We start from the raw sequence: 11,212 nt of genomic DNA on the forward strand, positions 1-11,212 counted from the left end.
GGTTTACGCCCTTAAAAGTTATGAATATATACTTAACCCAAATTTATATGAAGAAGTTCATTTTATTAGCAGTGCTGGTTTCATTTTTATACAGCTGCGGTTCAGGAGACAAAGGAGAGCTTGTAGGTGTTAAAGGTAAAGCTTGGCATACCGAAAAGCCTTTTGGTATGACATTAGTGCCTGGAGGTGCTTTTATCATGGGTAAATCCGATGATGATTTAGCAAACGTGCAAGATGCTCCAACCAAAACAGTAACGGTTCGTTCGTTTTACATGGATGAAACAGAAATTACTAATAGTGAGTACAGACAGTTTGTGTTTTGGGTAAGAGACTCAATTGTTAGAACGCGTTTGGCTATTTTAGCTGATGAATTAGGGGAGAAAAACGATCCTAAATCTAAATCTTCTAAAAAAGGTGGAAGTATTGCTGACTATGCATTTGTTGATGCTGATACTACAAATATGAGTGTGTATGACAAATACATGTACGATAACTATTATAGCGTTGGTACAGGTGATGATCCGTATGCAGGAAGAAAGATAAACAACAAGATTCCTTTGAAATGGCAAACAGGTCAATATCCTGATGATAAATATACGGAAGTTATGGATTCTATGTATATTCCTTCTGAGGAAGCATACAATGGGTTAAGAACTATAGATGTAGATAAATTAAAGTTCCGTTATTCTTGGATGGATATCCAAGCAGCAGCAAAAGCTAAAAAAGGAAAGCGTAAAGAATTTATACGTAAAGAACAAGTTAATGTTTATCCTGATACAACAGTTTGGATTAAAGATTTCGCTTATTCTTACAATGAGCCAATGCATAATGATTATTTCTGGCACCAAGCGTATGCAGAGTATCCTGTGGTAGGAGTTAGTTGGAAACAAGCTAAAGCATTTTGTGCTTGGAGAACTTTGTTTAAAAATTCATATGTTAAAAAACAAAGAGGAAGAGATTTGATAAATACTTTTCGTTTGCCTACAGAAGCGGAATGGGAATATGCAGCTCGTGGTGGTATAGAATCTGGAACTTACCCATGGGGAGGTCCTTATGCTAGAAATGACAGAGGTTGTTATTTGGCTAACTTTAAGCCAGTTCGTGGGGATTATGCTGCTGACGAAGCTTTATATACTGTAGAAGCTCAATCTTATGAGCCAAATGATTATAACTTATACAACATGTCAGGTAATGTTGCAGAATGGACAGATTCGTCTTACGATCCTGCAGCTTACGAATATGTTTCTACAATGAATCCAAATGTAAATGATATTAAGAACATGCGTAAAGTAACACGTGGTGGTTCTTGGAAAGATGTTGCGTATTACTTACAAGTAGGTACTCGTGATTTCGAATATGCAGATTCAGCGAGAAGTTATATCGGATTCCGTACATTACAAGATTATATGGGAACTGATGCAACAGGAAACGCAGGAAAATAATTAATTAACCAAACTTTATTTTTTATATTTAACTTAACTAAATTTTATTTATTATGGCAATTTTAAGCAAAAAAGCAATGAATTTCGCTTACGGTATGGGAGCAGCAGTTGTAATTATTGGAGCATTATTCAAAATTACTCACTTCGAATTAGGACCTTTAACAGGAACTTTAATGCTTTCAATCGGATTATTAACAGAAGCTTTTATTTTCGCATTATCAGCGTTCGAACCAGTAGAGCATGATTTAGACTGGTCATTAGTTTATCCAGAATTAGCTGGTGGTGCTGCTAGTGATAAAAAAGAGAAAAAAGAAGATCCTCAAGGATTGTTATCTCAAAAATTAGATGTAATGTTGAAAGAAGCTAAAATTGATGGAGAATTAATGTCAAGCTTAGGGAATAGTATCAGAAATTTCGAAGGAGCTGCAAAAGCAATTTCTCCAACGGTAGATTCTATGACTTCTCAAAAGAAATATTCTGAAGAAATGTCTATGGCAGCTGCACAAATGGAATCATTAAACAGCTTGTACAAAGTACAATTAGAAAGCGCAACTCGTAATGCACAAGCAAACAGCGAAATCGCTGATAACGCTTCTAAACTTAAAGAGCAAATGCAGTCTATGACTTCTAACATTGCTTCTTTAAACAATGTTTATGGCGGTATGCTTTCTGCAATGAGTAACAAAGGATAATTAGTTTTTAACTAAATTTATTTACTAACAAAACTAATTTAAAAAAAAATGGCAGGAGGAAAATTAACCCCTAGACAGAAGATGATTAACCTGATGTATCTGGTTTTTATCGCAATGTTGGCAATGAATATGTCCAAAGAAGTATTATCAGCTTTTGGATTAATGAATGAAAAATTTGAAGGCGCAAATACATCTGCAGTTGCTACAAATGAGCAAATGCTAGTGTCTTTAGATGCAAAAGCTTCTGAATCTAAAGGAGAGTTTATAGTTGCAGCTGCTTCAGCCCACAAAGTTGAAGCTGTCACTAAAGGTTTCTATGCTTATGTTGAAACTTTGAAAAAACAAGTTTTAGAAGGTGTTGAAGTTGATCCAGAAACTGGAAAGCTACCTTACGAAGCTATGGATAAAGGAGAAAGTATTGACAACTGGTTTACAGGTGAAGGTTATGGTCCAAAAGGAAATGAAATTATTTCTAAAATTGAAAAATTTAAAGCCGATATAAAATCAGCTCTTGGATCTGATGTGAAATACATCCCACTTTTAGCAGAAGTAAACAAAAAATTTGATGTTTCAGATGTTGCAAACAAAGAAGGTTTAAAAGATAAATATTTGGCTTACCATTTCAAAGGTTTTCCATCTGTTGCGTCTTTAGCTAAACTTTCAGCTTGGCAAAATGACATCAAAAAATTAGAATCTGATACTTATAGTATTGCTTTAGGTAAAGCGGCGGTAAGCGAAGCTTCTTATAGCAAGTTTCAAGCGATTGTTGTATTAGATAAAAATGCTTATTTTCAAGGAGAAAATGTTACAGGTAAGGTTGTATTAGGAAAGTATGATCCAAATGCAAAATTTGATGGATTCAAAGGTCCTGGTAAATTAGTGAATGGTCAGGCAATTCTTTCAACAACCGCTGGGTCAGTTGGTGAGCAAACTATTGGTGGATCATTTAATTTTATTGAAGGTGGTAAACCAATTAATTTACCTTTTAAAGGTACTTATGTTGTTGTGCCTCGTCCTAATTCTGCTACAATATCTGCAGATAAAATGAATGTTGTATATCGTGGGGTTCCTAACCCAATGACAATCTCATTTGCTGGTGTAGCTAATAATAAAGTTAAAGCATCTGCTCAAGGTATGTCTGGTAGCGATGGTAAATACGTATTAAGAGCTGGTTCTGGAACTTCAGTAATGATAAATGTTTCTGCAACTTTACCTGATGGTAAAGTAGTTTCTGACAAAAAAGAATTCCGTATTAAAGGTTTACCTGCTCCAACTGGAAAAATTCGTGGTGAGGTTGCTGCTAAAGGACAAAAAGGAAACTTAGAATCTTGTACAATATCTGCAGTTATGGAAGATTTCGATTTCCCAGTTACTGTAAATGTTACACAATTTAATATTAAAGTTCCTGGACAACCTACAATCGTAGTTTCTGGAAGCAAAATGGATGGTAGAGCAAGATCTGCAATTCAAAAAGCGACTAGAGGTGATGTTGTTGTTATCTCTGAAATTAAGGCTAGTTTTCAAGGAATTGACCAAGTTGCAAAAAGAGTTTCAACTTGTACATACGAAGTACAATAATAGTTTAGGAATTTCGTTTTAGTTCTATAAACTTTACAATTATAAAATTATGAATTGGAGAAATTTATTATTAGTTATTATTTTTATTGCAGGAAGTTCAACTTCTTTTGCACAGTCTAATTTGTTGAATGCTAAAGTACCAACTGATATTGGTAAAAAATCGCCAGCACAACTATTAAAAGATAATGACAAGCCATTAGAATATGGTTACGTTGATGACAGAGATGTTTTGATGTCTAAGAAAACTTGGGAAATTATCGATCTTGATGAAAGAATCAATTTTCCTTTGTATTATCCTATAGACACTGCTAATGTTGGTAATGAGCGTCGTTCATTATATGATGTATTAGTAAAAGGTATCAAGTCTGGTAGAATAACAGAAGTATACGGTGATAGTTATTTTAGAGAAAAGAAAACATTAAAAGATATTAATGCTTCTTTGACTAAAACAGATACTAGTGATGCTGGTAGAGAGCAAATGAATGAAGATCCAGATGCTTTTAGAACAAGAATTGTTCAAAAACCAGAAACTATTATGGTTGCGGGGAAAAAAGGAAAAATGAAGGCTCAAAAAACAGGAAAAATGTTAACAGACACTATTCCTGCTGTCAGAAAAATTTCTGAAGAGTTTATTGTTAAAACTGACTTAGCTTCAATAGACGTTTCTGATTATAGAATTGTTGGATTATGGTATTTCGATAAACGTCAATCTGATTTACGTTACAGAATCTTAGGAATCTGTCCTGTAATTCCTGATGTTTACACTATGGATAAACCAGAAAAAGAGTACATCGATTTATTCTGGATTTTCTATCCTGGTGCGAGAGAACTATTGCATGAATGGAAAGCATTCAACGATAGAAACTCTTCAATGCCTATTACTTTTGATAATTTGTTAAACTCACGTCGTTTCAATGCACTTACTTACAAAGAAGAAAACGTATATAATGATAGAGAAATTGTTGATTATATGAAAGAAAATTCATTAATGCAATTGTTAGAATCTGAAAGAGTAAAAGATAAAGTTCGTAATTTCGAGCAGGATATGTGGAATTACTAATATAAATTTCTCCAATTTAAAACATAAAAACTCTTACCAATTTGGTAAGAGTTTTTTACTTTTACAAAATGATTGATTACCTAATTATTGGATCCGGAATTGCAGGAATTTGTTTTGCAGAAACTGCTTTGCAAAGCAACAAGACTATTTTAGTTTTCGATAATGACTCCCAAAACTCCTCAAAAATTGCTGGTGGAATATATAATCCAGTTATACTAAAACGTTTCAGTGAAGTTTGGAATGCTACAGAACAAGTGGAGTATTTAAATGATTTTTATCCCAAAATAGAGAATCGCTTAAGTATAAAAATAGATTTTAAAACACCAGTTCTAAGAAAATTCTTTTCAGTCGAAGAGCAAAACAATTGGTTCATAGCTTCCGACAAACCTAATTTAACACCTTTTCTATCCACAAATATCCTGCACAAAACCTACTCAGGAATAGATGCTCCGTTTGGGTTTGGAGAAGTATTGCACACGGGTTATGTAGACACAGGATTGTTATTAGAATCTTACCGTAATTATTTGAACGAGAACAATTTATTTTCTTCCGAAAGTTTCAATTATTCAGAGCTAAAAACACATTACGATTGTGTTTCGTACCAAGATATAAAAGCTAAAAACATCATATTTGCAGAGGGTTTTGGTTTACATTCCAATCCATATTTTAATCATTTACCACTAGATGGCACAAAAGGAGAGCTTTTTATCATCAAAGCACCCAATCTAAATTTAGATTGTATCTTGAATTCGAGCGTTTTTATTTTACCTCTCGGAAACGATTTATTCAAAGTGGGTGCTACTTATAATTGGGCAGACAAAACCAATAAGCCATCGGAAGAAGGGAAGCAAGAATTGTTGGAAAGAATCAATGAATTGCTTAACTGCGAGTTCGAAATCATTGAGCATTTTGCAGGAATTCGACCAACTGTTAAAGACAGACGACCGCTTGTTGGGACACATGGCGAATATAAAAACTTACATATACTTAACGGGTTAGGTACTCGTGGCGTGATGCTTGGGCCATCGTTGGCACGTGATTTGTTATCACACATCGAGAAAGGAAGTTCGCTGGATATAAACATTGATATCAAAAGATTTGACAAGAAGAAATAGGAGCACAACATTTTGCTTCTATCCACATTGTTCCTGCTCTCGCTTCAATCTGTCATTGCGAGGAACGAATCAATAAAATCAGGCGTTTTTCTCATCGCAATAACAGGATTTTTACTCCATCAGGGCTAAATTTTAGCAGTATTCCTCTATTTCAATTTTTCTTTCCAATTCTTATCAAAACTAATATTCAAATTAATCCAGATGTTTCGGGACAATCGCATAATAATAGGCATAAAACAAGTAAGTGAAAGCATAATGGCAATAAATGAAGTTTTCAAATTAGCATGAAAACCAAAATTAGAAATAAGAAAAGTAGCGATGCCAAGAAAAACTCCCAAACCATAACTAACGAACATTGCACCAAAAAAGAAGGAAGGTTCCATTTTATATTTCAGACCGCAATGACTACATTTTTCATGCATATCAAAAACTTTACTCAAAATATAGCTGTTTTTTACCTTATACATACTTTCTTCGTGACATTTAGGACAAGTTCCTGTTAAAATGCTATATAATTTGGATCCTTTTTTTAACATTTGCAAAAAAATTAGTTTACCATGATTTTGGTGATACAAATTTACGATTTTCATTCAATGTTTGAAGCATCAAAACTTTAAACTTTAAACAAAAAAATAATGCTTAACATACACAATTTGTCGGTTTCCTTTGGAGGAACATATTTATTTGAAGAAGTAACCTTCAGAATGGGCGCTGGCGATAGGGTAGGACTTGTCGGAAAAAACGGAGCAGGAAAATCGACCATGTTAAAAATATTAGCAGGCGATTTTAAACCAGATTCAGGAAGTATTTCGACAGCAAAAGAAGTGCAAATAGGATTTCTTCGTCAAGATATCGATTTCGAAGAAGGAAGAACAGTTCTCGAAGAGGCTTACCAAGCATTTATAGAAATAAAAGCAGTCGAAAAGAAACTAGAAGAAGTAAACCATCAATTAGTTACGAGAACCGATTACGAGAGTGAAGAATACTCATTAATTATAGAAGATTTATCGGATTTAACACATCGTTTCGATTTGTTAGGTGGTTACAACTATGTGGGCGATACCGAAAAAATTCTTCTCGGATTGGGTTTCAAACGAGAGGTTTTTGACAATCTTACCGAAACATTTTCTGGCGGATGGCGTATGCGTATTGAATTGGCTAAATTATTGCTTCAAGCGAATGATATATTGCTTCTTGATGAGCCAACCAATCACTTAGATATAGAAAGTATCATTTGGTTAGAAAGTTTTTTGCGTAATTATCCTGGTGTTGTGGTTATTGTATCGCACGATAAAATGTTTTTGGATAACGTTACGAACCGAACGATCGAAATTTCATTAGGTAAAGCCTACGATTTCAACAAACCATATTCTGAATATTTAGAATTGCGTCATGAAATACGTGAAAAACAATTGGCAACTCAAAAGAACCAAGCCAAAAAAATTGAAGAAACTGAAAAATTAATCGAAAAATTCCGTGCCAAAGCTTCAAAAGCTTCTATGGCGCAATCATTAATAAAAAAATTAGACAAAGTAGAACGAATTGAAGTCGATGAAGACGATAATTCGGTCATGAATATATCATTTCCAGTATCTAAAGTGCCAGGAAAAGTAGTTGTCGAAGCCGAATATGTAACCAAAGCTTATGGGGACAAAGTCATCTTAAAAGACATAAATTTACTCGTAGAACGTGGAAGTAAAATTGCCTTCGTTGGACAAAATGGACAAGGAAAATCGACTTTTATCAAAGCGATTGTCAATGAATTTGAATACCAAGGATCAATCAAATTAGGACATAATGTACAAGTAGGATATTTTGCGCAAAATCAGGCGGAATATCTTGATGGTGAAATTACGCTACTCCGAACTATGGAAGACGCTGCAACCGATAGTAATCGTAGTAAAGTACGAGATATGTTGGGTTCATTCCTATTTCGTGGTGATGATGTCGAAAAGAAAGTGAAAGTGCTTTCTGGAGGCGAAAGAAATCGTTTGGCTTTGTGTAAATTGTTGTTACAACCCATCAATGTCCTGCTTATGGATGAGCCAACGAATCACTTAGATATCAAATCTAAAAATGTACTAAAAGCTGCTTTGCAAAAGTTCGAAGGAACCCTACTTTTGGTTTCTCACGACAGGGATTTCTTGCAAGGAATGTCGAATTTAGTATACGAATTTAAAGACCAAAAAATCAAAGAATATTTGGGCGATATCAATTATTTCTTAGAACAACGCAACTTAGAAAACATGCGTGAAGTTGAGAAAAAAGATATCGAAAAGAAAGAAGCTCCAACTACAAATGCAAAAGCGTCATACGAAGACCAAAAGAAAAACAAATCACTTCAAAACCGTTTAAGTAAAATAGAAAGCCAAATAAAAGAGCTAGAACGCAATATTCAACAAGACGACAAAGCGCTGGCGTCTAACTATGACAAACACCTAGAAGATGCAAAATTCTTTATTGCCTACAACAAGAAAAAAGCTGATTTAGATAAATTATTAGAAGATTGGGAAGTTGTGCAAGGCGAAATAGATAACGCTAATTAATTAGGAGCTTTTCCAGCTTTCCGTTACAAACGAAGTTCACTGAACTCCGATTAAAATAAAATATAGTGAAGTAATTTTTTTTATTTCGTTATTTATTTCTAAGCAAAAAAAAGGAGCTTCTATCGTCGCTCTTTTTTTGCAAGAAAAAATGTAACGAAATTTCAAAAAGCTTTTCACTTCAATCTGGGCTAAAAACCAACATTCAATTAAGGACAGAATTCAGATTTCAACATTCGTAATTGGTAATTATTTAAAAGGATTTCGTTCTATCCAACTTACTTCGGGATCAAAATACTGAAACAATTTTCCAATATATTTATTGACAAAAGGATTAGAATGAGAAATAAAACCAACCATTTGTATTGGTTTTGCGCCAACAGAACTTTTTATTTCGAGTGCTGTTCGTGAGAAAATAAGTTTCGAATATTTCTTGGTAATCGAATAGCCAATCATGTCGTAAAGCATATTCAGATATAACATTTTTTCTTTTTGGTGCTCATCGTCATAACCAAGAAAATAAGTATCTAATGCACTTCCGTTTATAATCATGGTGTTAAAACCAATGAGTTTTTCGTCAAGAAAATAACCATAAAAAAGAAATTTATCGTGTAGAATTTCTTTCAAATTAGCAAAATGATTTTCGGCTAAATAAAAAGTATTGAAAGGAGCATTTTTAGTCACATTAAGATACAATTCATTTATTTTAGATTCATTTTCCCTAATTTCTTCTAAACTCATTTGTCGTTTAGAAACCATTTCCGATTTTTTCCTTGCTCGTTTGTAATGGTCACGGTATTTTTTTGATAATGCAGTTGTGTAATCATTTTCGTTTTCCCACAAATTGTTATTGGTAAAAACCATATTTGGTTGTGTCGAAAATTGATAATATTTCTTGAAACCATCAATCTTGAAATTATCACTTTCGGTAGCTGTAAAATCTTTAAACGAAGTGATGTGAATTTTTATTCCTGATTTTTTCAAATCAATTTTAAGCTGAGAAATGGCTTTTTTAAGTATTGATAGTCCTTCGGAAGTGCTAATTTTATTGCTAAAAGAATAAGCATTTTGTCCGGTAAGCATATTATTTCCAACAAAAAGAACATTGGCGGCAAAAGTTCGAAAGGTAAAATCACGCAACTTCGATTTGATGCAACTTTTGTTTACGCCAAATGAAGAAACATCAGTTAGGTTTAGAATTTGAGTTAATGCAACCCCAACAAGTTCTTCATTTTTAAACAAACCAATATAATGACAAGTCATATTTTTTGGTGAAGATTCGTCTAAGACCTGTAAATATTTCGTAGATAAAAAAATGTTGTTTACAGCAATATTATTCCAATCTTCTGGAAGTTCGTTAGCTTTTTTGTAAATAAGAAAGGAGTAATTTGTTTCCAAAAGTTATAAAAAAAATCTCTTCACCAAAAGTAAAGAGATTTATGTTTAATTAAATGTTAAAATTACTTCATTGCGCAAATTATTCCGCCCATGATAGCGAAACATACAATCCAGAATCCGCCAGTTACAAGTGTGTATTTGAAGCTTCTTTTTTCATACAAAGCATTTGTGCCAATAACTGGAAGTGCTAGAAATAATCCAGTCATAGTTCCGTGTAATGCGCCATGTTTGAAAGATCTAAAAGCATCACCATAATCTGCCATAAAAGCAGTATAAGATGGTTTTGCATTTGCAACATCACCACCAATCATTCCTAAAGCTCCAAACTGATGAATAGTAATCATTTGTAAAACAAATGCTATAAAAAATGCATACAAAACGGAAACTCCAAATATTAAAACCATATTTGGTTTCTCTCCTTCTTCTGGGTTTATACCTGTTTCTTTCATCCAGATTGTTCCGAAAACTTTTGGGTTATACCAGACAAATCCTACGACAATTGTCGATAATGCTGCAAGTAATAATGCTAAAAAATTAATTTCCATGGTTTTTGTTTTGATGGTTAGTTACTCAAATGTAATAAATATTGGCTTTATTCTAAAAAATATGTAAATAAAGTTTTTGCCACAGATTTAAAAGATTAAAAAAGATTTTGCGATAAATTTGAATCTGCGTTTTATTAATCTGTGGAAATCTTTTAAATCTGTGGCAAAAAAATTAGTCTGCTAATAGATAATTATATGAGTTTATACCAAAAAAAGACTTTCGGTTAGGAAAGTCTTTTAATTATAAATGCGATATTTATGATTAATCTTCGGCAGCTTCGCCAGATTTTCTGTAAATGAAGTTTCCGTAAATGTGACGTTTTGCAAAACGATTTGGAGATTCAGCATTTACCATTTTCACATAAATATTTCTAGGAACACCAATGTATTCATATTCCATTCCGTTAAAATATTTAATATGCAAAGTTTGTTTCTCTAAATGAAAACCATGAATATTAGAATTTGTAATAGTATCTGTATATTCAGGAAGGTTTTTCTCGACAGTTTCGGCCGAAATACTTACTAAAAAGTGGTAAGCATTAATAATCTGCTTGCTTGTCTCTTCAGCCGCTAGTTTTCCAGCTTCGTCATTTACAAATTTATCAGGATGAGAATCTTTCATACTGTTTCTGTAAATAGTTTTTAATTCTTTCAAAGTTACATTTTTGTCAACTTCAAGTAACTTTCTGTATTCGATAACTCTTTTCATACCAATGTTTAATAATAATATTTAAAAAAAGCCACTCTTTTCAGAATGGCTTGCTTAGTAGCGGGAACAGGACTCGAACCTGTGACCTTCGGGTTATGAGCCCGACGAGCTGCCTACTGCTCTATCCCGC

At 33.3% G+C, this 11,212-nt stretch carries 10 protein-coding genes and 1 tRNA gene; 6 read left to right on the top strand and 5 right to left on the bottom strand.

The annotated features are described in order from the left end of the window. Positions 1-47 precede the first annotated feature (47 nt). The 5 genes from gldK to ACH2BG_RS00415 all read left to right on the top strand — a co-directional run bounded on the left by gldK (position 48) and on the right by ACH2BG_RS00415 (position 5,887). The gene (gene gldK / locus ACH2BG_RS00395; RefSeq protein ID WP_091473742.1) at positions 48-1,442 is read left to right on the top strand and encodes a gliding motility lipoprotein GldK; all 1,395 of its coding nucleotides are present in this window, start codon (positions 48-50) and stop codon (positions 1,440-1,442) included. A gap of 53 nt (positions 1,443-1,495) precedes the next feature. Beyond that, complete coding sequence (gene gldL, locus ACH2BG_RS00400; RefSeq protein WP_395045763.1) at positions 1,496-2,134, top strand: gliding motility protein GldL; 639 nt, start codon at positions 1,496-1,498, stop codon at positions 2,132-2,134. A 48-nt stretch (positions 2,135-2,182) separates the two neighbouring features. Further along, the gene (gene gldM / locus ACH2BG_RS00405; protein WP_395045764.1) at positions 2,183-3,712 is read left to right on the top strand and encodes a gliding motility protein GldM; all 1,530 of its coding nucleotides are present in this window, start codon (positions 2,183-2,185) and stop codon (positions 3,710-3,712) included. A gap of 49 nt (positions 3,713-3,761) precedes the next feature. After that, positions 3,762-4,772, top strand: coding sequence for a gliding motility protein GldN (gene gldN, locus ACH2BG_RS00410; protein WP_395045765.1), 1,011 nt, complete (start codon positions 3,762-3,764; stop codon positions 4,770-4,772). A 68-nt stretch (positions 4,773-4,840) separates the two neighbouring features. Further along, positions 4,841-5,887 (top strand): NAD(P)/FAD-dependent oxidoreductase, encoded by a 1,047-nt coding sequence (locus ACH2BG_RS00415; protein ID WP_395045766.1) that lies wholly within the window; start codon positions 4,841-4,843, stop codon positions 5,885-5,887. A gap of 146 nt (positions 5,888-6,033) precedes the next feature. Here ACH2BG_RS00415 and ACH2BG_RS00420 read toward each other — a convergent pair whose 3' ends face one another. Next, positions 6,034-6,423 carry a DUF983 domain-containing protein gene (locus ACH2BG_RS00420; RefSeq protein WP_395045767.1) on the bottom strand — a complete coding sequence of 130 codons (390 nt, stop codon included), beginning with the start codon at positions 6,421-6,423 and terminating at the stop codon, positions 6,034-6,036. Between the two features lie 99 nt (positions 6,424-6,522). Here ACH2BG_RS00420 and ACH2BG_RS00425 point away from each other — a divergent pair, with 99 nt between their 5' ends. Then, positions 6,523-8,433, top strand: a complete 1,911-nt coding sequence (locus ACH2BG_RS00425) for an ABC-F family ATP-binding cassette domain-containing protein (protein WP_395045768.1) — start codon at positions 6,523-6,525, stop codon at positions 8,431-8,433. 246 nt (positions 8,434-8,679) lie between these two features. Here the strand turns inward: ACH2BG_RS00425 and ACH2BG_RS00430 are convergent, their stop codons facing one another. The 4 genes from ACH2BG_RS00430 to ACH2BG_RS00445 form a co-directional block, all read right to left on the bottom strand. Continuing rightward, a complete protein-coding gene (locus tag ACH2BG_RS00430) occupies positions 8,680-9,828 on the bottom strand; it encodes an 8-amino-7-oxononanoate synthase (protein WP_395045769.1) in 1,149 nt (382 codons plus the stop codon). A gap of 62 nt (positions 9,829-9,890) precedes the next feature. Then, positions 9,891-10,373: a DUF1761 domain-containing protein gene (locus tag ACH2BG_RS00435; protein ID WP_395045770.1), complete on the bottom strand. Its 483-nt coding sequence runs from the start codon at positions 10,371-10,373 to the stop codon at positions 9,891-9,893. 262 nt (positions 10,374-10,635) lie between these two features. Continuing rightward, entirely contained in the window at positions 10,636-11,082 is a 447-nt protein-coding gene (locus tag ACH2BG_RS00440; RefSeq protein ID WP_395045771.1) for a KTSC domain-containing protein, read from the bottom strand. Positions 11,083-11,140: 58 nt separating this feature from the next. Continuing rightward, positions 11,141-11,212 (bottom strand) — tRNA-Met (locus tag ACH2BG_RS00445).

The organism is Flavobacterium sp. (assembly GCF_043779715.1).
Lineage (GTDB): Bacteria > Bacteroidota > Bacteroidia > Flavobacteriales > Flavobacteriaceae > Flavobacterium.

Bases quoted from the DNA above. Each gene is read 5' to 3' on its own strand.
- ACH2BG_RS00415 (WP_395045766.1), top strand. From the start codon at position 4,841: ATGATTGATTACCTAATTATTGGATCCGGAATTGCAGGAATTTGTTTT.
- gldK (WP_091473742.1), top strand. From the start codon at position 48: ATGAAGAAGTTCATTTTATTAGCAGTGCTGGTTTCATTTTTATACAGC.
- ACH2BG_RS00420 (WP_395045767.1), bottom strand. From the start codon at position 6,423: ATGTTAAAAAAAGGATCCAAATTATATAGCATTTTAACAGGAACTTGT.
- ACH2BG_RS00435 (WP_395045770.1), bottom strand. From the start codon at position 10,373: ATGGAAATTAATTTTTTAGCATTATTACTTGCAGCATTATCGACAATT.
- ACH2BG_RS00425 (WP_395045768.1), top strand. From the start codon at position 6,523: ATGCTTAACATACACAATTTGTCGGTTTCCTTTGGAGGAACATATTTA.
- gldM (WP_395045764.1), top strand. From the start codon at position 2,183: ATGGCAGGAGGAAAATTAACCCCTAGACAGAAGATGATTAACCTGATG.
- gldL (WP_395045763.1), top strand. From the start codon at position 1,496: ATGGCAATTTTAAGCAAAAAAGCAATGAATTTCGCTTACGGTATGGGA.
- gldN (WP_395045765.1), top strand. From the start codon at position 3,762: ATGAATTGGAGAAATTTATTATTAGTTATTATTTTTATTGCAGGAAGT.
- ACH2BG_RS00440 (WP_395045771.1), bottom strand. From the start codon at position 11,082: ATGAAAAGAGTTATCGAATACAGAAAGTTACTTGAAGTTGACAAAAAT.